General features: G+C 56.9%; 20 protein-coding genes and 1 pseudogene. 11 read left to right on the forward strand and 10 right to left on the reverse strand.

Features of this window, described 5'->3' with window-relative positions; all coding sequences use genetic code 11:
• The first annotated feature begins 100 nt into the window (after positions 1 to 100).
• The gene (locus AWR26_RS07525; RefSeq protein WP_064564684.1) at positions 101 to 484 is read left to right on the forward strand and encodes a hypothetical protein; all 384 of its coding nucleotides are present in this window, start codon (positions 101 to 103) and stop codon (positions 482 to 484) included.
• Here the strand turns inward: AWR26_RS07525 and AWR26_RS07530 are convergent.
• The 3 genes from AWR26_RS07530 to AWR26_RS07540 form a co-directional block, all read right to left on the reverse strand.
• The gene (locus AWR26_RS07530; RefSeq protein WP_064564686.1) at positions 478 to 1,311 is read right to left on the reverse strand and encodes an ABC transporter permease; all 834 of its coding nucleotides are present in this window, start codon (positions 1,309 to 1,311) and stop codon (positions 478 to 480) included. The two genes, AWR26_RS07525 and AWR26_RS07530, sit on opposite strands and share 7 nt — an antisense overlap.
• A gap of 8 nt (positions 1,312 to 1,319) precedes the next feature.
• On the reverse strand, positions 1,320 to 2,156 hold the full coding sequence (locus AWR26_RS07535) for an ATP-binding cassette domain-containing protein (protein WP_064564688.1): 837 nt from the start codon (positions 2,154 to 2,156) through the stop codon (positions 1,320 to 1,322).
• A 104-nt stretch (positions 2,157 to 2,260) separates the two neighbouring features.
• A complete protein-coding gene (locus AWR26_RS07540) occupies positions 2,261 to 3,190 on the reverse strand; it encodes a LysR substrate-binding domain-containing protein (protein ID WP_064564690.1) in 930 nt (309 codons plus the stop codon).
• 105 nt (positions 3,191 to 3,295) lie between these two features.
• Here AWR26_RS07540 and betC point away from each other — a divergent pair, with 105 nt between their 5' ends.
• The 4 genes from betC (at position 3,296) to AWR26_RS07560 (ending at position 9,434) form a co-directional block, all read left to right on the forward strand.
• A complete protein-coding gene (gene betC, locus AWR26_RS07545; RefSeq protein WP_064564692.1) occupies positions 3,296 to 4,837 on the forward strand; it encodes a choline-sulfatase in 1,542 nt (513 codons plus the stop codon).
• Between the two features lie 2 nt (positions 4,838 to 4,839).
• Positions 4,840 to 5,784: a choline ABC transporter substrate-binding protein gene (choX, locus tag AWR26_RS07550; RefSeq protein WP_064564694.1), complete on the forward strand. Its 945-nt coding sequence runs from the start codon at positions 4,840 to 4,842 to the stop codon at positions 5,782 to 5,784.
• 296 nt (positions 5,785 to 6,080) lie between these two features.
• Positions 6,081 to 7,169, forward strand: a complete 1,089-nt coding sequence (locus AWR26_RS07555) for a YncE family protein (RefSeq protein ID WP_064564696.1) — start codon at positions 6,081 to 6,083, stop codon at positions 7,167 to 7,169.
• Between the two features lie 51 nt (positions 7,170 to 7,220).
• Entirely contained in the window at positions 7,221 to 9,434 is a 2,214-nt protein-coding gene (locus tag AWR26_RS07560; protein WP_064564698.1) for a TonB-dependent receptor, read from the forward strand.
• Here AWR26_RS07560 and AWR26_RS07565 read toward each other — a convergent pair.
• Complete coding sequence (locus tag AWR26_RS07565; protein WP_064564700.1) at positions 9,431 to 10,330, reverse strand: LysR family transcriptional regulator; 900 nt, start codon at positions 10,328 to 10,330, stop codon at positions 9,431 to 9,433. The two genes, AWR26_RS07560 and AWR26_RS07565, sit on opposite strands and share 4 nt — an antisense overlap.
• A 96-nt stretch (positions 10,331 to 10,426) precedes the next feature.
• Between AWR26_RS07565 and AWR26_RS07570 the strand changes: the two genes are divergently transcribed.
• Complete coding sequence (locus tag AWR26_RS07570) at positions 10,427 to 10,951, forward strand: GNAT family N-acetyltransferase (protein WP_064564702.1); 525 nt, start codon at positions 10,427 to 10,429, stop codon at positions 10,949 to 10,951.
• A 15-nt stretch (positions 10,952 to 10,966) separates the two neighbouring features.
• Here AWR26_RS07570 and AWR26_RS07575 read toward each other — a convergent pair.
• Positions 10,967 to 12,369 (reverse strand): annotated as a pseudogene (locus AWR26_RS07575) (glutamine synthetase family protein).
• 267 nt (positions 12,370 to 12,636) lie between these two features.
• Between AWR26_RS07575 and AWR26_RS07580 the strand changes: the two are divergent.
• Both AWR26_RS07580 and AWR26_RS07585 read left to right on the forward strand, forming a co-directional pair.
• The gene (locus AWR26_RS07580) at positions 12,637 to 12,897 is read left to right on the forward strand and encodes a DUF2534 family protein (RefSeq protein WP_007370964.1); all 261 of its coding nucleotides are present in this window, start codon (positions 12,637 to 12,639) and stop codon (positions 12,895 to 12,897) included.
• A 287-nt stretch (positions 12,898 to 13,184) separates the two neighbouring features.
• Entirely contained in the window at positions 13,185 to 15,125 is a 1,941-nt protein-coding gene (locus AWR26_RS07585; protein WP_064564703.1) for a methyl-accepting chemotaxis protein, read from the forward strand.
• Between the two features lie 14 nt (positions 15,126 to 15,139).
• Here the strand turns inward: AWR26_RS07585 and AWR26_RS07590 are convergent, their stop codons facing one another.
• Entirely contained in the window at positions 15,140 to 15,526 is a 387-nt protein-coding gene (locus tag AWR26_RS07590; RefSeq protein ID WP_064564705.1) for a VOC family protein, read from the reverse strand.
• A gap of 146 nt (positions 15,527 to 15,672) precedes the next feature.
• Here AWR26_RS07590 and pheP point away from each other — a divergent pair, with 146 nt between their 5' ends.
• Together pheP and AWR26_RS07600 are read left to right on the forward strand one after the other, a co-directional pair.
• A complete protein-coding gene (gene pheP, locus AWR26_RS07595) occupies positions 15,673 to 17,070 on the forward strand; it encodes a phenylalanine transporter (protein WP_064564707.1) in 1,398 nt (465 codons plus the stop codon).
• A 206-nt stretch (positions 17,071 to 17,276) separates the two neighbouring features.
• Positions 17,277 to 18,146 (forward strand): DMT family transporter, encoded by an 870-nt coding sequence (locus tag AWR26_RS07600; RefSeq protein WP_064564709.1) that lies wholly within the window; start codon positions 17,277 to 17,279, stop codon positions 18,144 to 18,146.
• Here the strand turns inward: AWR26_RS07600 and AWR26_RS07605 are convergent.
• Both AWR26_RS07605 and AWR26_RS07610 read right to left on the reverse strand, forming a co-directional pair.
• Positions 18,135 to 18,932, reverse strand: a complete 798-nt coding sequence (locus tag AWR26_RS07605) for a PhzF family phenazine biosynthesis protein (protein ID WP_064564711.1) — start codon at positions 18,930 to 18,932, stop codon at positions 18,135 to 18,137. The two genes, AWR26_RS07600 and AWR26_RS07605, sit on opposite strands and share 12 nt — an antisense overlap.
• 65 nt (positions 18,933 to 18,997) lie before the next feature.
• The gene (locus tag AWR26_RS07610; protein WP_064564713.1) at positions 18,998 to 20,416 is read right to left on the reverse strand and encodes an MFS transporter; all 1,419 of its coding nucleotides are present in this window, start codon (positions 20,414 to 20,416) and stop codon (positions 18,998 to 19,000) included.
• Between the two features lie 108 nt (positions 20,417 to 20,524).
• On the opposite strand from AWR26_RS07610, the gene AWR26_RS07615 reads away from it, so the two are divergent.
• Positions 20,525 to 21,397, forward strand: a complete 873-nt coding sequence (locus tag AWR26_RS07615) for a helix-turn-helix transcriptional regulator (protein WP_064564715.1) — start codon at positions 20,525 to 20,527, stop codon at positions 21,395 to 21,397.
• Here AWR26_RS07615 and AWR26_RS07620 read toward each other — a convergent pair.
• Together AWR26_RS07620 and AWR26_RS07625 are read right to left on the reverse strand one after the other, a co-directional pair.
• Positions 21,372 to 21,758 (reverse strand): MmcQ/YjbR family DNA-binding protein, encoded by a 387-nt coding sequence (locus tag AWR26_RS07620; protein WP_064564717.1) that lies wholly within the window; start codon positions 21,756 to 21,758, stop codon positions 21,372 to 21,374. The genes AWR26_RS07615 and AWR26_RS07620 overlap by 26 nt on opposite strands.
• Positions 21,748 to 22,338 (reverse strand): TetR/AcrR family transcriptional regulator, encoded by a 591-nt coding sequence (locus AWR26_RS07625; RefSeq protein ID WP_043952805.1) that lies wholly within the window; start codon positions 22,336 to 22,338, stop codon positions 21,748 to 21,750. The genes AWR26_RS07620 and AWR26_RS07625 overlap by 11 nt, the downstream gene beginning before the upstream one ends.
• Between the last annotated feature and the right edge of the window lie 28 nt (positions 22,339 to 22,366).

Raw genomic sequence — 22,366 nt, forward strand, 5'->3', positions numbered from 1 at the left:
CGGGTATCGTTCTCAACACTAAATATTGATCTTTGTAAAGGCTTTTGTAATTTTTTGTCAGTACTATCGGGGAGCGGCAAACAGAGATAACGAGAGAACGATGAGCCTACTCTGGTGTGTGATCCCGGTACTGCTACTGCTATTTGTGAAAGCGTGGAATTCCGCGAGGCTTAACGAACATTACCGACGTTCACAGCGGGCGCTGCGAGCGATTAAAGGTAATATGGTTCGTCAGCAACCCTCGTGGATTACCGACGCTTCTCTGCGCACGCAATTCAACGCTTCGCTAACTAAGCAGACGCTGGAAAAAGGCGTGCCGGCGTGGTTTCTGGAAAGCATTGCCGAAGATGAAGAGGGGATGCGCTATCTGACCCGCCACGCCGCGCTGATGGAGCACTACGGCGCGAACTTCCGCGATCAGGCGCAGGCGGCCGCCGAGCTGGTTGACGGCGCCTGGCAACGCGCGCAATTTCGCGGTTATTGATCCACCGGACGGCGGGCAAAACTGGCTGAGAGGCGATCCAGCAAAATAGCCATCAGCACCACCACGATGCCGCTCTGTAAACCGAGGCCAATTTCCAGTTGCTGAATGCTGCTGAGAATATCATTCCCCAGCCCACCGGCTCCGACCATCGAGGCGATGATCACCATCGACATCGCCATCATTATCGTTTGATTCACTCCGGCCATGATCGACGGCTGCGCGGCGGGTAATTGCACTTTCCACAATAACTGCCACGGCGTACAACCAAAGGCGATACCCGCTTCCAGCCGGGCGCTGTTCACCTGGCGAATGCCTAAATCCGTCAGACGCACGACCGGCGGCATGGAAAACAGAATGGTGGCGAAAATGCCCGGCGGTCTGCCGAGGCCGAACAGAATGGTCGCCGGGATCAGATAGACAAACGCGGGCATGGTCTGCATAAAATCGAGCAGAGTGCGCACCACGCTGCCGACGGCCGCGCGGCGGGCGCTCCAGATGCCAAGCGGAATGCCGAGCAGCAGGCTGAAAAAGGTGGAAGATAAGGTCAGCGCCAGCGTGATCGCCGCATGATCGCTGTAACCGCTGTAAATGATGTACAGCGTGGCGAGCAGGGCAAACAGCGCAAACCCTTTGCCGATCCGCCATGCGCCAACCACCACTGCCAGCGCCACCAGCCCCCACGGCGACAGCGCGCTAATGAGCTGCTCAAGGCTACCGGCAAACAGATCGATTACCCGGGCGATCCCGTCAAATAACCCGCCAGCATGGGCCAGCAGCGCGTGGACAGCATCGTCAATCTGCCGACTAAAATCTAATGGATAAGCCATGGTATTCCTTAGCGTGTCGTCCAGATATCGGCGTAGTTTTCCGCCATTTGCCAGCGAGACACATCAACGCCGGAGAAAAAGTGACGCACATAAGGCGTGGCGGGCGCGTTGATCAGCGCTTCCGGTTTCCCTACTTGCACCAGTTTGCCCTTTTCCATAATGGCGATGCGCGAACCGAGCCGCAGCGCCTCTTCCATATCGTGGGTGACGAAAACGATTGTCCGCTGCGCCTCGGCCTGGAGCACCAGCAACAGCGACTGCATTTCACGGCGGATAATCGGATCGAGCGCGGAAAAGGCTTCATCCATCAACAATACCGACGGGTTCACCACCAGCGCCCGCGCCAGCCCGACGCGCTGCTGCATTCCGCCGGAAAGCTGGTGCGGATACTGTTTTGCCACATGGCTCAACCCGACTTTCTCCAGCATGGCCTGCGCCCGTGCTTCCCGCGCTTCACGCGGAACGCCCGCCACTTCCAGCCCGAACGCCACGTTTTCCAGCACGTTGCGCTCGTCAAACAGGGCAAACGACTGAAACACCATGCCCATCTGTTCACGACGCAGCGCGATAAGTTCGCGATCGGATAACGCGGCAAGCGGCTGTCCCTGAAAGCGTACCTCGCCGGAGCTGGCCGGGATAAGGTGATTGAGCGTGCGCAGCAACGTCGATTTACCCGAACCGGATAAACCGACGATGACAAATATTTCACCGGCAAAGATTTGCAGATTAATATCCTGCAACGCTTGCACTGCGATGTGGTTATCGCGCCGGGAAAATAGACGTTTTTTGCGCGTGGAATAATAAGATTTATTGACCGCGCTTAACTCGAATAACGGTTGTGACATAGTTCATGCTTTATTATCGGGAAGATGTTTACACCCTAGCGTAAAAGAAAAGGAGGGAGAATTGATTTTAAGTTTTCGGATATGCTTTTTCCGCATTAGCTTATTTATATTCCGGCAATCAATGCGCTATTTTCATGAAATCCCCAGGCTTCATCTAATAACCAGGCTTTTATTTTTTCCTGCTGCGTACTGGGCGGTTTATGGCTGGCGGAAATAAGATAATAACCGCGTTCGGTACGCACCTGCGGGCCGCACTGTACCAGCTGGTGGCTGGCGATAAACGGCGCAATCAATGGCTGCCAGCCGAGCGCAATGCCCTGGCCTTCCAGCGCGGCCTGGATCACCAGCGAGTAGGCGTTAAAGGTGCGCGAGGCGCTGTGGCTCTGGCCGTAAACCTGATGGTGGCGGAACCAGTCTTCCCAGGTTATCCAGCGCTGCGGGCGGGTTTCCGGCAGCTTTAACAGCGGGTAGCGCAGCAACTGTTCGGCGTTATTTTCAGCGCCAATTTTCTGTTTAATCTCCTGATTACAAACAGGAAAGACGATCTCCGGGAACAGCCGCTGGGTTTGCGCGCCCGGCCAGTTGCCGAGGCCGAAATAGATCGCCAAATCGGCATTACTGTCGCGGAAATTGTAGTCATTTGGCGAGGTGGTTACCTGCACTTCCACGCCGGGGATCAGCGCCTGCAACCGCTCCATGCGCGGCAGCAGCCAGTAGCTGGCAAAGCCCATATCGGTATCGATACGCAGCACGCTGCGCTGGCGACGCGTGCGCTCCAGCTGCTCGCTGATGTCGTTCAGGCTACTGCGAACAATCAGGTACAGGCTATGGCCGGATTCGGTTAATTGCACGCCGCGATGCCGCCGTTCAAATAACGGTGCATTAAGCCGACTTTCCAGCGTCTGAATACGCTGGCTAACTGCCGGTTGCGAAAGTCCTAACTCATTGCCTGCGGCGGTAAAATTACCTAATCGCGCTGCTGCTTCAAATACCACTAAAGCCTGTAAAGGCGGAAGCTGTAATTTGTCTGCCATAAATCCACCTTATTTCATGATAAAGAAATAACCCCTTCACGGAGTTTAATAAGCGTGAGATAAACCTATCACGTTTTAATTGAATATTTTATTGTTGGACGCTGTATGCTTATAAAGAAACCGAATATCGTTATTCTGATGGCCGATCAATTAACCGCCAGCGCATTAAAAACTTATGGTAATAACGTTAGCCTGACGCCGAATATCGATAAATTAGCCGACGAAGGGGTGGTGTTTGAATCCGCCTACTGCAACAGCCCGCTGTGCGCGCCGTCGCGGGCGTCGCTGATGACCGGGCAATTTATCTCGCGCAACGCCGTCTATGATAACGCCGCCGAGTTTCATGCCGATTCGCCCACTTTTTGCCACTACCTGCGCGAGCAGGGCTACCGTACCTGGCTCTCCGGCAAGATGCATTTCTGCGGCCCGGATCAGTTACACGGTTTTGATGAGCGCCTGACCACCGATATCTACCCGGCTGATTTTGGCTGGACGCCGGACTGGGAACGACCGGAGCGCCGCCTCGACTGGTATCACAATATGAGTTCGGTGCTGGAAGCGGGCGAATGCGTGCGCACCAACCAGCTTGATTTTGACGATGAAGCGCTGTTTCTGGCGCGCCAGCGGCTGTATGACGCCGCGCGTCGCCCGGCGGAACAACCTTTTATGTTGCTGCTGTCGCTCACCCATCCGCACGATCCGTTTGCCATTCCGCGCCGTTACCTTGACCGTTTTCGCAAGGAAGCGATCGATATGCCGAAAACCCGCAAGCAGGATGTCGAAGAGGATGCGCACTCCGCGCGTCTGCGGGCGATGTATCAACTGGAAGAGGGCTTGCTCAGCGATGAGCAGATCCGCCGCGCGCGTCATGCTTATTACGGTGCGCTGGCTTATGTTGATGACTGCTTTGGCGAAATCATCAACACCCTGCAAGAAACCGGGCTGGCGGAAGATACCGTGGTGCTGGTGGTAGCGGATCATGGCGAAATGCTCGGCGAACGCGATCTCTGGTACAAAATGACCTTCTTTGAAAATGCGGTGCGCATTCCGTTTATCGTGCATAACCCGGCGCGCTTTGGGCCGCGCCGCATTGCTCACAGCGTTTCTCTGGTCGATCTGCTGCCGACGCTGGTTGAGCTGGCAAGCGGCGAAGACCGTAAAGCGCAGGCGATTGCGCCGCTGGATGGTAACAGCCTGGTGCCGCATCTGCGCGGCGAAACGGGGCCGGATGGTGCCTGCAGCGAATACCTCGCCGAAGGCGCGCTGGGGCCGATGCTGATGATCCGTCGCGGCCCGTGGAAATACATTCACTCCTTCAGCGAAGCGCCGCAGCTTTTCCATCTGCAAAACGATCCAGATGAGCGGCAAAACCTGGCGGCAAACAGCGATTACCAGCAGGTCAGCGCTGAGTTTGCCGCCGAAGTTTCCCGCCGCTGGGATCTGCCTGCGCTGCGCGAGCAGGTGCTGGCGAGCCAGAAACGGCGGCTGTTTCTAACCCGTATTGCAGGCAGCGATGCCATTCCGAAGTGGGATTTCCAACCGCATCAGGAGGCGTCGCAACGCTACATTCGTAACCATCAAACGCTGGATGAACAGGAAGCTTTTGCCCGTTATCCGCGTCCTTTAAAACAACCGGCAGGGAAATAACAATGAAAAAACGTGTGAGCAAACTTTTACTGCTGGCGCTGGCTGGCGGGGTTTCACTGAGCAGTTACGCCGCCGACGAAGCCCGTTGCGCGACGATTATCCAGTCCGATCCGGGCTGGACGGATATCGCCTCGACAAACGCGCTCTCCGGCGTGGTACTTAATGCGCTGGGTTACCAGCAAAAGGTGCAAAACCTCTCTGTCGCACTGGCGTTTCAGGGGCTGAAAACCGGGCAGGTCGATGTGTTCCTCGGCAACTGGATGCCTGCGCAGGAGCCGGTCATCAGCAAATTTACCGCCGATGGTTCGATTAACGTGCTGGGCGCGAACCTGCCTGCGGCGCGCTTTACGCTGGCCGTGCCGGATTATGTCGCGGCGGCCGGGGTGAAAGATTTTGCCGATCTGCAAAAATACGCGGCGAAATTCGACAACAAAATTTACGGCATTGCGCCGGGCGCGCCTGCTAACCAGAACCTGAAAAAGATGATCGATAAACACGATTTCGGCCTGCAAAACTGGCAACTGGTGGAATCGAGCGAAAGCGGCATGCTGGCGCAAGTGACGCGTGCGGTGGAGCGTAAGCAGTGGATCGTCTTCCTTGGCTGGGAGCCGCACGCGATGAATACACGTTTCAAACTGGCTTACCTGAGCGGCGGCGATGCGTATTTCGGACCGAACTACGGCAGCGCCACCGTGAATACGGTGACACGCAAAGATTTCGCCACAGCATGCCCGAATGCCAACCGTTTTTTCAGCCAGTTGAAATTTGATGTCGCGCTGGAAAACGCGGTGATCGCTCGCGTGCTGGATAAGCAAGAAGATGTGCAGGCGGCGGCCAAAGCTGAGCTGGCAAAACGCCCGGAGCTGCTGAAAACGTGGCTTGCAGGCGTCACCACGCGCGACGGCCAACCCGCGCAACCGGTAGTGGAAAAAGCGCTCGGCCTGTAATCTCTTCCCAATATCCTCAATCCGCGCCGGTTGTTCCTCGCCGGCGTGTTTTCCCCCTGACAACGCAACGCGACAATAGTTCTTGCCTGAATGAAGATAATGAGTATAGTTCTCATTCTCTTTAGTGTTTGTGGGCGCAGCACGGAATTTTCCCGCAAAAACAGTAGGCGTAAACGCTTACAGGGACACAAAGAAGTGGCGAGCTGCGCCGGGCAAAACTGCCTTCATCAAAAAGTACGCACCTGAGCGTCACGCGCTGGCTCGCCTGTTGATGACATTAACGGTAAGGATTTCCGATGACGATAAAAACCCCCGCGCTGGCCCTGCTGGCAACCCTGGTACTGGCCGGTTGCAGCGCTCAGCACACCACATCGGCGCAACCTGCCGCCGAAACGCCAAAAACGGCTGCCGCGCAATTACCGGCGAATGTGCAAAAACGCGATCTGGCGAGCGGCCTGTATGAAATGGCGCTCAGCCCGCAGGGCGATGCGCTATACGTTTCCAGTGCGGAAGGCTTTAAAGATGTGCAGGGCGGGGTGGTGTACAAACTGGATCCTGCGACGCTGAAAACCCTCGGTTCCACCCATACCGATTTGAAAAACTTCGGTATGACGATCTCCCCGGACGGCAAAACCGTTTACGTTACCAACTCCCTTGATGGTGGCATCAGCGCTATCGACACCAGCAATGGCAAAGTGCTGGCCCGCACGCTGTTCCCGGAACGCAATGAGAAAGGGTTGCCGTACGGCGCGCGTGAAATCCTGCTGCACAACGGTGTGCTGTATGTTGGCGCGGTGGCCGATCCGGCGCTGGTGTGGGTGGTGGACGCCAAAACCCTGAAAGTGAAAGCGCGGATTAAAAATGCCGGGAAATGGGTCACGGGCCTGCACTGGTCTGAGCAAACTCAGCGCTTGTATGTGGCGAACGGCGGCGGCGAAATTTTGGTCGTCAACCCGCGCAACAACCGCATTGAACAACGCTGGAAACCGCTCGGTGATAAACCGGCGCTGCTGTTGAATATTGCCGAAGACAGCGAGACCGGGCGTCTGTTCGTTACCGATAACTCAAAAGCCAAAACCACTCTGGTGCTGGATATCCATAGCGGCAAAGTGCTGAAACAGCTCGATCTGGGCGGTTCGCTGGCGGTGAAATTCAACCCGAAACGCCACGAAATCTACCTTACCCAGCGTGAAGCAGGAAAAGTGCTGAGCCTCGATGCCACCAGCCTTGCGGTGAAGCAGAGCTGGGATCTGCCGCCGAATCCGAACAGCCTGCTGCTCTCTGCCGACGGCCAGACGCTGTTTGTCACCGTTAAACAGGCATTCAACAAAGATCACTCTACCAACGGGCCGGACAGCGTCGTCCGCATCGCCCTTAACCAGTAATCAACCTGGCCCGGAAACGGGCCGTTTTTCCACACACTTCGATATGAGTCGATGATGAATAACAGCAAAACGATCCATCCTTCTTTGCGCAAGACGTTACTTGCGCTGGCCATTGGCGCAGCGGCGCACTCAGCGCAGGCCGCGACGACAAATGCCAACACCAGCCAGACGAAAGACGACACCATTGTGGTGCAGTCGACTACCGGCAGCGACTTCAAACCGGGCGGCGATGCGCTGGTTCCGGCGTATCTGGATGGTCAGGTCGCGTACGGTGGTCGCCTCGGGATGATGGGCGAACAGAAGGCGATGGATGTGCCGTTTAACGTGATCGGCTACACCTCGAAGTTAGTGCAGGATCAACAGGCGAAAACCATTGCCGATGTGGTCAGCAATGATGCTGGCGTGCAGGTCGGCCAGGGTTACGGCAACATGGCGGAAACCTACCGTATTCGCGGCTTCGAGCTGGATGGCGACGATATGCTGATGGGCGGTCTGGCCGGTATTGTGCCGCGCCAGGTGGTCGATACCCAGATGCTTGAACGCGTGGAAGTGTTTAAAGGTGCCAATGCCCTGATGAATGGCGCGGCGTCCTCCGGCGTCGGCGGGATGATCAACCTTGAACCGAAACATGCCGATGATACGCCGTTGACGCGCGTCGGCGTCGATTACTCCTCGCGTTCACAGCTTGGCGGTTCGCTGGACGTTGGCCGTCGCTATGGCGATAACAATCAGTTCGGCGTGCGCGTCAACCTGCTGCACCGCGAAGGCGAAGCCACCGTTGAAGATGACAACCGTCGTACTACGGCGGCGTCGATTGGCCTCGATTATCGCAGCGATCGCTTCCGCAGCTCGCTGGATCTTGGCTATCAGAAAAAGACCTTCCACGGCGGCTCGATGGGCGTGAACATCAGCGCAGTGGATTTTGTGCCGAAGGTTCCGAGCAACACCAAAAACTACAGCCAGCAGTGGGCGTACAGCAATATCGAAAACGAATTTGGCCTGGCGCGCGCGGAATATGATCTGACCGATATCTGGACGGCATATGCCGCGTTCGGCGGCCAGCACTCGCATGAAGAGGGGATTTACGGCGCGCCGAAAGTGAATGATGAGCAGGGCGATGCGACGATTGGCCGCCTCGACACCAACCGCATCAGCGACTCCTGGAGCGGCATGGCCGGGGTGCGCGGTAACTTCGATACCGGCTTTGTGTCGCACAAAGTGAACGTAGGCTATTCGGCCAATATCAAGCGGGACAAGGTGGCGTGGCGTATGTCGGCCACGGCGGATAACCCGGCAGTGAACATCTATGATAACTCGTCGGTTGCGATGCCTGATTACAGCTACGTCGGCGGCAACTACAGCGATCCGCTGACCACCGGCCGCACCCGCTCACAGGGCTGGCTGCTGAGCGATACGCTGGGCGTTCTGAACGACACCGTGCTGTTCACGGCGGGCGCGCGTTACCAGAAAGTATGGGTTCACAGCTACAGCAATGCGACGGGCGCAGAAGATGACACTGCGCGCTTTATCCAGGATCGCTGGATGCCGACTTACGGCATCGTTTATAAGCCGTGGGAAGTGGTCTCCTTCTATGCGAACCATACCGAAGCGCTGCAACCGGGCAGCACCGCGCCGGAAGGCGCCGCTAACCAGTATCAGACCACCGGCATTGCGCACTCGAAACAGAATGAAGTCGGCGTAAAAACGGATTTTGGCCGCGTGGGCGGTACGCTGTCGCTGTTTGAAATTAAGAAACCGACCGCCATTCAGAACAGCGATACCAATATCTACGCGCTGAACGGCGAGCAGCGTAACCGTGGCGTTGAGCTGAATCTGTTCGGTGAACCGATGCTTGGCCTGCGCCTGAACGGCAGCGCCACCTGGATCGATGCTGAGCTGACCAAAACCGAAGATGGCATTAACCAGGGGAACCGGCCTATTGGCGTGGCGCGCTTCTATGGCGTACTGGGCGCGGAATACGACATCAAACCGGTTGACGGCCTGACGGCGACGGCACGGATCAACCATACCGGTTCGCAGTATGCGAATAACGCCAATACCAAAAAACTCGACAGCTACACCACGCTGGATCTTGGGGTACGCTACCGTATGCACCTCAATCAGGATAAAAACGAGATGGTCTGGCGTGTCGGCGTGGATAACGTCACCAATGAGAAATACTGGGCCAGCGTCGAAGACAACGGCACCTATATCTACCAGGGTGATGCGCGGAAGTTGAAAGTCTCCATGAGCTACGACTTCTAAGCATGCGTTTCGCAGGCGGGCGTCCTGCCCGCCTGTTTCAGGCTGTTCAGCACCGCTTTCATCCCGCGATTGACCACCTTATCCTGCCGCATCACCAGCGCCAGCGTGCGCTGTAACGGCGGTTGTAGCGCCTGTACGCGCAACCCGCGTTGATCCTCATCAGCCTGTACGGCGACTTCAGGCACAAGGCTGTAACCGAGACCGGCGCGCACCATGCGTTTGATGGCTTCAATGCTACCAAGCTCCATCACCGGCGTGACGGCGGCGGTTAACCAGCCGTCAATCAACTGGCGGGTACTGCTACCGGACTCAAAGATAATCAGCGGTAAGGCCTGCAATAGCGCAGGCGTGGCCGCGGGCTGCGCAGGTGAGTGGCTGGCGCTGATGGCGACAAAATCTTCATTAAACAGCGGTGAAATGGCGAGGTTGCGCCCGCTCGCAGGCAGCGTCACCAGGCCAATATCGATACGATTCTCTTCCACCGCGCGCACAATATCCGTGGTATTGCCGGTGCGCACGCCAACGGTCAGTAACGGAAAATCTTCCCGCAGTTGTTGCAGCACGGGCGGCAACAGATGAATGCAGGTGGTTGCGCCAGTACCGAGCGTGACGCTGCCGCTGATCTCCTGCTGATGCTTTGCGACAGACTGCACGGCAGCGCTGACCGCGTTTTCGATTTCCGCACAGTGGGCGAGAAAGGTTTTTCCGGCGGCGGTCGGTTGCAGGCTGCGCCCGGTGCGCTCAATCAGCCGCGTCTGCAGCGCCTGCTCAAGCTGGCGGATTTGCAGGCTGACCGCCGGTTGCGAAATACCCAGCACTTCGGCCGCAGCGGTAAAACTCCCCCGGGCGATCACCAGTTTGTAGGTCGCCAACTGGTCGAGGCTAAATTGCGCCATGGCAAAGTTTTCCTTATCGCGGTTATAAGTACCGCCCGGTGCCTGTTTTGCCGCGCGGCAGATAACCTGTGCAAAAGCGAGGACAGAGGACGGATGATGGAAATTATTGAGGCAGAAGAACAACATCTGCGCGCGATTACGCAGATATATGCTTACCACGTGACGCAGGGGAACGCCACTTTTGAGACCGAAGCGCCGGATATCAACGAGATGCGCGCAAGGCTTAAGAAAATCCGCCTTGCCGGGCTGCCGTGGTTTGTGGCCGTGCAGGACGGCGAGGTTCGGGGATATTGCTATCTCTCCCGCTACCGCGAGCGCCGCGCTTACCAGTATACGCTGGAGGATTCCATCTACGTTGATGAGGCGTTTCGTCGCCAGGGCGCAGGTAAAGCGCTGCTAGCCCGCGCAGTGGAATGGGCTGAAATGCAGGGCTACCGGCAACTGATTGCCAACGTCGGCAACAGCGAAAATGAAGGTTCGTTACGGCTACACCGCCGCGCCGGATTTGTGGTGATCGGCACGCTCAAAAGCGTGGGGATGAAGCACGGGCGCTGGCTGGATACCGTGCTGATGCAGCGCCCGTTGGGGGAAGGGGATTTCACATTGCCGCAGGCCAGCTAAGTGCGGCGCAGCGGGTCAGGCCAGCTCTTGCTGCGTGACGAGACTTTCAAACCAGTTCAGTTCCGCCATTTTGCCGCTATACCACTGCTCGCAGAACGCACTGCCGAGATGCTCTGCCAGATAGCTATTCTGGCGAAATATCTCCAGCGCCGGTTGCTGGAACAGCGGTAATGTCGGCGCGGTGTGGGTGAAATTCGCCAGCGTATCGTCATCGACCCGCTCCAGACCGTACAAGATACCGCTAAGGATGGTGGCCATCACCAGATAGGGGTTGGCATCTGCGCCTGCGAGGCGATATTCGATGCGCCGGTTGCGGGCGTCGGAACAGGGAATACGCAAGGCGGCGTTGCGTTTGTTGTAACCCCATGAATGAAAGAGCGGTTCGCTGAGGTTCTTGCGTAAACGGCGGAATCCGTTAACCCCAGGCGCCATAATTGCCACCGACGCCGGCATCAGTTCCAGCATCCCGGCCAGCGAGAGGCGCACCATATCGTTGAGTTCCTCGGCGGGACAGGCAAAAACATTTTCACCGTGAATGTCATTGAGGCTGATATGGAAATGCAGGCCGTTACCCGCCAGCCCGGAGAAGGGCTTGGCCATAAAGTTGGCCTGAAAACCAAATTTCCCGGCCACCGTGCCGGTGAGCCGACGCAGCGCCAGGATCTGTTCGCAGGCTTCGACGACGTGATGCGAGTGGGGCATATTCAGTTCAAACTGTCCGGCCTCGGCTTCACTCACCACGCCGGAAAGCGGAAGCCGCTGCGCTGCTGCCAGGCTTTCCAGCTCCTCGATAAACGCCGAGTAGGTGGAGGGCACCGCCATATGAAAACAGCCCTGCGGACGGGTTTTCGGCGCGGCAGGATCAACAAGGTAAAACTCAATTTCGGGGCGACGACCGGATAGAGACCGTGATAATGAAACTGGCGTAGCACATTTTGCAGGATCGCCGCCGGTTCCAGCGCATAAGGCCGGTTGTTTTCATCAAGCATGGTTAACAGCAACTGCGCATTATGCTGCGGATCGTGAGCGCCGGGTCGCAGTGTGCCGGGAACGGGCAGACATAAATTATCCGGCTCTTCATTAATCAGCGTATCGGATGAGATGATTTTCCCTTCGCGATCCATGGCGTAAACAGATTGCGGAAAATAACATCCTTTGCTCATGGAAAATAAATTATCCACGGAGACTCTTTTTCCCCTGAATATGCCATGGGTATCGTTCAGATAAATATCCACATGTTTTGTCTCAGGATAACGGTTCAGGTAATCTTTTATTTCGTCAGTAAGCGTTTCCTGCAATTGCTTGATTTTGATATCACTTTCTGTTCCATTAGATGGAGTTGATAGCGCCGGAATGGGCATGGAAGTAAACAGTGTGCGGATATTTTTCAGCAGTGGAATAGTCATCAACGAGTTCATGGTGTTCTTTCTGTCAGGCCTTGCGGCGATGAACTCAGCATAAAAGAGCCATTTTTATTTGGATATAAACGCTGCGTAAAAAGAAAATACGCGGCAGTAAAAATAATATAAAAACAGCGTCGTTAAAGCGTGGCCGCCATGATGCGCAGCGGCGATGGGAAAGCAAAATGCCGTCACTGTTAGCCGTTTTTCTTCACTCTTCACAACAATTCGACAGCAGATCGGTTACACTCGCGGCACAGAAAAGCCACATGACAGGAGGTTTCTATGCTGGAAAAACTGCGTACCCGCGAGGGGAAAAAATTTATCACGGCGGTGGTGATTGTGTTTTGTATTGCCGTCAGCGTGATCTCGAAAGCCGCCTTCGAGGGCGTGGAAGAGCAGTACAATCTGCCGATGGAAACGTGGACCACCTCGATGTTTATCATTCAGGGCGCCTGGGTGGCGATTTACAGCCTGATGTTTACCATTATTGGCTCGCTGCCCTTTGGCTTTTACTTCCTCGGCCCGAAAGACGACAAAGGCTAACGCTTCCCGCCCTGGCTCGTGCCGGGGCGCTCTCCTGTTGCAAAAATTCCTCTGCGAAAACCACAGCATAAACTGCTGCATTAAGCGGCAAGCTCCGTGGGTTACCCGTCGCGACACCATCCCGCCCCTTCATACCGCTGATTATGATTTTGCGCGCGCGTTTTTACACCTGCGTAACCTCACTGGTAACAATTAAAGATCAAAAAATGTACGCCGATAGAGCAGGTATCAGGGAGCATGTGATGAAAGGAATAATGATGTAGCAGGTTTATACCAGGAGAGCTGTAATGGCCAGACCACTCGTGAGTAAAAAAATGAGTACCCGCGCGCAAATGCTGCTGACGGGTGCCATCACCATCACCCTTGGCTTTGTGGTAACGATTGGGGTGCTGAGCTGGCAATCCAGTCATGCGCAAAAAAGTCTCGCCGAACATTATCTCCAGCAGATCGCGCAAAGCGAAGCGCTGAAAATCCAGCAGCAACTCAGTTACGCCCGCGATGTGGCGCATAACCTCGGACATAGCTTGATTGCCCTGCCGCAGGGCGGCGTTACCGATCGTAAAGTGGCGGATAAGCTCATGGAATCCACCCTGCGCGATAACCCGGATTACCTCTCCATTTCGGTCATTTTTGAAGAAAATGCCTATGATGGGCGCGATGCGGAATTCACCGGCAAGCCCGATCAGGCACCACAAGGGCGTTATGCCTTCTTTGTCGATCGCGATCCCTCCGGCAGCTACAAAATGCATCCGCTGCTCTCTTATCTGACACCGGGCCAGGGTGACTACTATCTGCTGCCGCAGAAAAGCCAGAAAGATACGCTGATTGAACCCTACAGCTATGCCTATAACGGTGTGCCGACGCTGCTGACCTCGGTGGCAGCACCGATTGTCAGCGACGGCAAATTGCACGGCGTGGTGACATCCGATATTTCGCTGGCATCGTTGCAGCAGGCAGTGAATCAGATCAAACCGTGGGCGGGCGGCGGCTACGCGGTACTGCTCTCGACCGCCGGGAAAGTGATTTCTTATCCGGATAAGAGCCTGACCAGCAAACCGTATCCCGGCAAAACGGATAACTTCAGCAGCAGCGTGGTAGAGCAGGACGATCCGATCCTCGGTGAGAAAGCTCTGGTTACCTGGCAACCGATTACCATTGGCAACAGCAGCGATAGCTGGTATCTCGGCGTTGTCGCGCCGGTAAGCCAGGTGATGGCGGCGGCGAATCGCCAGCTTTTCAGCGCTATTATTCTTGGCGTGATCAGCATATTGCTGGTCAGTGCGCTGCTGGGGCTTCTCTTCAGCCGCAAAGTGCTGAAGCCGATTGGTGGCGAGCCGCTGGAAGGCGCGACCATTGCGCTCTCCGTGGCGGATGGCAAGCTGGATAACGCTATCCACGTTAAGCAGGGCGATCGCAGCAGCCTGTTCTATGCGCTGCATACCATGCAGGCGCAGTTGCGGCAGATTGTCGGCCAGATAAAAGAGGCCAGCGATTCCGTGCGCCAGGGCGCCGGGGAGATTGTCAGCGGTAATATCAACCTCTCGTCGCGCACCGAGCAGCAAGCGTCGGCGCTGGAGCAAACGGCCGCCAGTATGGAGCAGTTCAGCGCGACGGTGAAACATAACGCGGAAAACGCGCACCAGGCGACGGTACTGACGGCGAATGCCACGCAGATCGCCAGCCGTGGCGAGGCGCTGGTCAGTCGGGTGGTGTCTACCATGGCGCAAATTGATGACAGCGCGCGCAAGATCGGCGATATCACCGCCATCATTAACAGCATTGCTTTCCAGACCAATATCCTGGCGCTGAACGCCGCGGTAGAAGCGGCGCGGGCGGGCGAGCAGGGGCGCGGTTTTGCGGTGGTGGCCTCAGAAGTGCGCAACCTGGCGCAGCGCAGCGCCAACGCCGTGAAAGAGATTGGCGCGCTGATTGAAGAGTCCGGCAAGCGAGTGGAAACCGGCGTTCAACTGGTTAACGACGCCGGGAAAACCATGCAGGAGATGACGCAAGCGGTGAACTCGGTACAGTCGATCATTACCGAGATCGTCAGTGCATCGGATGAGCAGGCCAAAGGTATTGGCCAGGTGACCATCGCAGTGAACGAGATGGACGGCGTAACGCAACAGAACGCTTCACTGGTGCAGCAGATGGCCGCAGCCGCTACTTCGCTTGAGGATCAGGCGCAGCAGCTTGCGCAAAGCGTGCAGCAATTCCGGCTGGAAGCGTAACGCCGCTGGTCGCGCTATTCGGCGACCAGTTCGATACGGTTGCCGTCTGGATCGAGGATCACCGCTTCATAAAAACCATCGCCAGTCCATCTTGCCGGGCTGGCGAGTTTATCCTGCTGGCGCGCTTTTTCTGCCATCGCATCCACGGTTTCGACGCGGCCAACGGTAATGGCGATGTGCGCCCAGCCGACAAATTCCGGGTTTGCTGGCGCATCGGCCAGTTCCGGCAGCGTCATCAGCTCAATCGTCGGGCCATCTTTTAGCGAGATAAAGTACGAGGCGAATCCCGCGCGATTTTTACTGACATATTTTTCATTACTGCTGGCGGAAAAAAAGTCGCGCCAGAATATTCGCTGAGCGTCGAGGTTACGCGTCCAGAGCGCGACGTGGGCTATTTTCATTGTTATCTCCTGTGAAGGGTGTAGGGGTAAGCATTGATGATATGACGATTCGCATTGTTTATCCTTCCTCTCTTTTCCATTTCTTGCCAGCCCTGACCTGAGATGTTAAAAGGTGCCCCTTCGATAAAACCAGAAAGGGGAAGGACGTGAAAAACGCGTCACAGGCAGCGGGTAACGTAACCGATGCCGGGCCGGAAACAGGGCCGACACTACAACGGGGATTAAAAAACCGTCATATTCAGTTAATTGCGCTGGGCGGCGCGATTGGTACCGGGTTATTCCTTGGTATTGGCCCGGCGATTCAAATGGCCGGGCCTGCCGTGCTGCTGGGTTACGGCATCGCCGGGATTATTGCTTTCCTGATCATGCGCCAGCTTGGCGAAATGGTGGTAGAAGAGCCGGTTTCCGGTTCGTTTTCGCACTTTGCCTATAAATACTGGGGACCGTTTGCCGGTTTCCTCTCTGGCTGGAACTACTGGGCAATGTTTGTGCTGGTGGGCATGGCCGAGCTGACTGCCGCCGGGATCTATATGCAGTACTGGTTCCCGCTGGTGCCGACCTGGATCTGGGCGGCCGCGTTCTTTGTCATTATCAACGCCGTCAACCTGGTGAACGTGCGCCTGTACGGCGAAACCGAGTTCTGGTTTGCGCTGATCAAAGTGATCGCCATCATCGGTATGATCGCTTTTGGCCTGTGGATGCTGTTTACCGGTCACGGTGGTGAACGCGCCAGCTTCGATAATCTCTGGCGTTACAACGGCTTTTTCGCCACCGGCTGGCATGGGCTGATTCTCGCGCTGGCGGTGATTATGTTCTCTTTCGGCGGTCTGGAGCTGATTGGCATCACTGCCGCCGAAGCCAGCGAGCCGCACACCACCATTCCGAAAGCGGTGAATCAGGTGGTGTACCGCATTTTGCTGTTCTATATCGGTTCGCTGGTCGTGCTGTTGGCGCTTTATCCGTGGATTGATGTCAAAGCGAACAGCAGCCCGTTTGTAATGATTTTCCACGATCTGGACAGCAATCTGGTGGCTTCTGCGCTGAACTTCGTGATTCTGGTGGCTTCTCTGTCGGTATATAACAGCGGGGTTTACTCCAACAGCCGTATGTTATTTGGCCTCTCTGTGCAGGGTAACGCGCCCGCGTTTCTGACTCGCGTCAGCCGTCGCGGCGTGCCGATCAACTCGCTGTTTCTCTCGGCGGCCATCACCTCGCTGGTGGTGCTGGTGAACTATCTGCTGCCACAAAAAGCGTTCGGCATGCTGATGGCACTGGTGGTGGCGACCCTGCTGCTGAACTGGATCATGATTTCGCTGGCGCACCTGAAGTTCCGCGCAGCGATGCGCCGTAAAGGGCGCGATCCGCAATTCAGGGCGCTGATCTTCCCGGCGGGCAACTATCTGTGCATCGGTTTTATGCTGATGATCCTCGTGTTGATGTACACCATGGAAGATATGCGCCTGTCAGCCGTGCTGTTGCCAGCGTGGATCGCATTCCTGTTCGTGGCTTTCAAGCTGCTGCGTCGCGCACCGCAGCGCGCGTAATCCCGCTCTCTTCCCGCCGGATCCGGCGGGAATTTTTACCACTGTCCGCGAGTTTGCTGACTTCCGTTGATTCTCTGACGTAATATCAGAAAGCATAACGATGGACTGACGTGATATTTCCCGCGCCAGCGCCTGATATTTCAGGCATGATAAGGAAAAATTTCGCCAGCCGTCCGCGCTGGCTTTTTTATTGCTCTGGAGCTGACATGACCCGGCAACGACAAGCCGACCTCTTCCTCGTTCTGACCACCATGATTGCCGCCTGTGGCTGGATTTTCTCCCGCGAGGCGATTTCTGGTATGCCGGTTTTTGCCTTTCTCGGGCTGCGTTTTTTCGGCGCCGCGCTGGTGCTGCTGCCGTTTTGCCGTGGACAGCGGATTCCGTGGGAGAAAATGCGCCAGGTGGTGATTAGCGGCCTGTGGATGGCGCTTAACCTCTGTCTGTGGATCTGGTCGGTATCGACCACGGCGTCGCTGGGCGAGGGGGCATTTATCATGAGCCTGTCGATGCTTTTTGTGCCGCTGGTTGCTTGGGGAATGATGCACACCCGTCCGGCGCGCGCGTACTGGGAGTGTCTGCCGGTGGCGATTATTGGCCTCGGGCTGTTAAGCCTGCATACGCCAATTACGTTTCACGCCAGCCAGGGCTGGTTCCTGCTGACGGCGTTCGTGCAATCGATCTACTTTTGCTATACCAGCCGCTGTGCGCGGGAAGTGCCGCTGCTGCCGTTGACGGCGGTGCAACTGGCGATTACCGGTATCGCCGGATTAGCGATTTCGGCGCTGTTTGAGTCATGGACGCAACCGTTCACCGCCAGCACCGCAGGCTGGCTGGCGGCCAGCATCCTGATCGCCACCAGCTTGCGCTTTGGCCTGCAATTGCAGGGGCAGAAATATGCTGCCGTTGCCAGCGCCGCCATTATTATGGTGCTGGAGCCACTGTTGACGGTGATTGCCGCCTCCCTCTGGTACGGCGAGCGTCTGCCGCTGCAAAAAATTATTGGCGGGGTGCTGATCCTGCTCGCGCAGATCTGGTTCCGCTGGCGGATGGTGTCACGTCTGCCCTCAAAGGTGTAATGTTCCTGCCAGTACCGTATGTGCCGCGCCGCTCATCAGCACGCGGCCATCGTTGGTGCAGTGAAGCGCCAGCACGCCGCCGCGCCGTGATGCCTGGTAAGCGGTAAGCGAGCGCTTACCCAGTCGCTCTGACCAGTAGGCTGCCAGCGCACAGTGCGCCGAGCCGGTGACCGGATCTTCATTGACGCCAACCCACGGCGCAAAATAGCGCGACAGCATGTCATATTCCCCATCGCCTGGCGCGGTAATGACCACGCCGCGTCCCGGTAATGCGCTCAGGGCCTGGAAGTCCGGCTGCAATGCCCGCACGATCTGCGCATCATCAACCACCACCAACTGCTTAGGGCCAAACAGGCCGTAATCACGCACTTGCCCGCGCTCCAGCCCCAGCGCATCGAGTAAAGCCGGCGGCACCGCGCTGTGCAGTTGCGGGGTGAGTAACGGGAAATCGAGCTGGATACTCTCTGCGCCGAGCGTGGCGGATAGCGGGCCGGAGAGCGTCTGAAACGTGATCGTTTCACCCGCTTGCAGCCGCCCGGTCTGGCGCAGGATATGCGCCGTCGCCAGCGTACCGTGGCCGCACAAATCCACTTCGGCCTGCGGTGTGAACCAGCGCAGGTTGTTATCAGCAAGATTGAGAAACGCGGTTTCCGACACTGCCATCTCATCGGCAATCTGCTGCATTAACCCGCTCTCCAGCCCGTGCGGCGTGATGCATACGCCCGCCGGGTTGCCGGAAAAAGGACGCGCACTGAACGCGTCCACCTGATAAATATCGAGTTCCACCGCTTCGCTCCTTTCTTTACAAAGTGATAACACTAACCTTGTTTCGCGACAACGGATAGCGTTCTTTAACTGGCCGGACAACGGTGAGCCAGTTGCTGGCGCGCGCTGACTGCTGCGGCTGCCAGTACCAGCATCATGACCACTTCTGTCACCAGAAAGCCGCTCAGCGCGGTGCTGTAATTGCCGTTTGACTGACCCACCAGATAGAGAAATACGCTGCCGAGCGCGGCCGGGCCGAGACCCAGTGTCGACTGTTGCAGCGTGCTGAGCAGCGCGCTGCCAGCGCCCGCATCCTGCGTGGTGATATCCCGCATTCCGATGCGGTAAAAGCTGTTCACAATCAGCGCCTGGCCGTAACCAATGAGCGCAGTGGAAGGCGCCAGCGCCAGCACGCCGACCAGCCGCCCGGAGAGTTGTAATGTGGCGATCAGCGCCAGCAGGCCGCTCACCTGAATGACCAGCCCGGTCAGTAAAATCGTACGCATGCTGTAACGGGCAATCAGTTTCGGCGCATACCAGGCGGAGACAAAATAGGCGATACCGAGCGCCACAAAGCTGTTACCGGACTGGTACGGCGTCATTCCCATGCCCGCCTGCAACGTCAGCGCCATGCAGAACATAAAGCCGGACCACGCGGTGAAAAACAGCAGCGCAATCAGCAGACCAAAACGAACGCTGTGCAGCTTAAGCAGATGCGGCGGCACCAGCGGAACCAGACCGGTGCGCTGTTGTCGCAAGGCGCTGGTACGCATCCACAGAGCCAGCGGGAACAGCGCCAGCAGCGCGGCCTGTGTCGGCCACGGCCAGTGCAGCTCCGGGCCGAGCGCCAGTGGGAATAACAGGCAGCAGAGGATTAGCGCCAGTGCGAACGTGCCCTGCCAGTCAATACGTGTCCGGGTGTCGTTGCGCGTCTCCGGCAGGTAGCGGTTCAGCGCCAGTACCAGCAGACAAATCGGGACGTTGATAAAGAAGGCGTTGCGCCAGCCCAACCCGGCGATATCCGCTGATACCAGCCAGCCACCGCACATCTGGCCAATAATGAATGACACGCCGCCAATACCGCCATACAGACTAATGGCGCGAGCGTGCGCGGTGCCTTTTAACGTGACATGCAACGTGGCGAGAATTTGCGGCACGATCAGCGCCGCGCCGATACCCTGCAACGTACGGGCGGCCAACAGTGCGGAGACGGAGTTCGCCAGACCGCACAGCAGCGAGGCGAGGCCAAACAGCGCTACGCCCGCTAAAAACAGGCGTTTGCGGCCAAAGTTATCGCCCAGCTTGCTGCCCATCGCCAGACAGACGGCAAACGCCACGCCGTACAGGGCAACGATTAACGCCAGTTGCGTGGCGCTGGTGTGCAACGACTGGGTGATCGAATCGAGCGCAACGTTGGTGATTGAAGTATCTATCTGGGGCAGCATCTGCCCGGTCAGCAGAAGGATCAGGCCTGCCCGGCCTGGTGAAACAGCAGACGTTTTCATGGTGACTCCATTGCGTCATTCATCAGATAGACGTAGCATCACCGATTAGAAAAACGGGTACCAGTTCTTACGTATACTGGTACTGGCACTACCATGCTGGAGGGTGTAATGACGCTAATAAGCGATCGGATGATGGATGTAACCATCCAGGATGAAAACCGCAAACAGCTCGGCGCATTTTTACGCGCCCGCCGGGAGAGCCTCGATCCGCAGCGTCTGGGGCTGCCGCGCAGTGGTCGGCGGCGCACGCCGGGGCTGCGACGTGAAGAAGTGGCACTGCTGGCCGATGTTGGCGTCACCTGGTATACCTGGCTGGAGCAGGGACGGGATGTGAACCCTTCGTCAGCGGTTTTACAGGCCATTGCCAGCGCGTTGCAGTGTTCGCCCACCGAAACGCGGCACCTGTTTTTACTCGCCGGATTAACGCCTGCCGAAACGCTGAATGTGCCGCAATGCGAGGGAATTAGCGAGGGCACGCGCCGCCTGCTGGATAGCCTGTTGCCGCAACCGGCCAGTATTCAGAAACCTAATTTTGATATTGTGGCGTGGAACGTCGCTTTTGAGCGTCTGATGGGGATTAAGTTCGCTGAAATCCCCGAAGATGAGCGCAATTGCATCTACCTTTATCTGACGCATCCGCAGTGGCGCAACCGTCTTGGCAGCGATGACAGCATATTGCAGACATTTGTGGCCTATTTTCGTGCGGCGATGGCGGAGCACCGTGGCGATCCGTTATGGGAAGCGAAGCTGGCGCGCTTTTGCGCGGCATCGACCGAATTTGCCACGCTGTGGCGGAAATATCTGGATGTGCGCGGCGTGGAAAACAAGCTGAAACTGTTTACCCATCCGCAGTTGGGAGAGTTTACCTTACAGCAAATGTACTGGTACTCAGCACCGCGTAACGGTTCGCGGCTGCTGGTTTATCTGCCGGTGGATGCAGCGGGGGAGCGGGCGCTTAGCTGGCTGGCTGAGAACGCGTAGGGCGCAGGCGCTGCTGCTCTTTGCGCGAAAGGCCATCCACCACCCGATCCCACGACGCCTGAATCAGCGAGGCAAGCAGCGATTCGTCGATATCTTCCCCTGCATAGACGGAAATCCAGTGTTTTTTGTTCATGTGATACCCCGGTTCAATACTGGGGTAGATTTGCTGGTTGAGCAGGGAAGTTTGCGGCTCTGCTTTCAGGTTCACCAGTGCTCTGCCGTGGGCAGTGGCGGTTAGCATAAAAATTTTGCCGCACACTTTGAACACATCATATTCCGGGCCAAACGGCCAGCAGTGCTCGGTAAATGGCATCTCAAGCGCAATACGGTGCGCGCAGGCCCGCAATGTTTTACTGTCCATCTATCCCCTCAGCGGTCAGTGCGCGCCACATCGCTTCAAAACCGAGGCGTTTGATCTCTTTGGCGCGGGAAGGATCGCGGCTGGCAAAGGTGATGGTGGTATCCGCCAGCGTCAGGAAAATGGCATCGCCAAACGGCGCGAATTCGCCGTCGAGAAAAACCGGCAATACCGAGCGGTGGCAGAGCTCATGCAGCTCCGGAAAGATATCGGTAACCTGCTGGCGGGTTTCCGGGCGCAGTTTTTCGCTGACGGAAATTTGCCGCACTGCGCAGTGGCCGTTGGGGTGACGAATTCCCCAGTCGATATAGCTGTCCCAGACCGAATGCGTATGCACTTTCGGATCGTTGATGGTGCGATCGAGATTCTCCAGCATGGTGCCGCACAGGTCTGTTTTCAGATGCAGGTAAAGTGCGTTCAGCAGGTCGTCTTTGGTGGCGAAGTAGCGAAACAGCGTTCCTTCCGCAACTCCCGCATTGCGGGCTATTAAGGCGGTGGAAGCGGCGATCCCGGACTGCGCGATGGCTTCGGTTGCTGCTTCCAGTAACGCTTGCTTTTTGTCTTCACTCTTTGGACGAGCCACTACATTTTTCCTCACACGTTATAAAAAC

The organism is Kosakonia oryzae, from assembly GCF_001658025.2.
Lineage (GTDB): Bacteria > Pseudomonadota > Gammaproteobacteria > Enterobacterales > Enterobacteriaceae > Kosakonia > Kosakonia oryzae.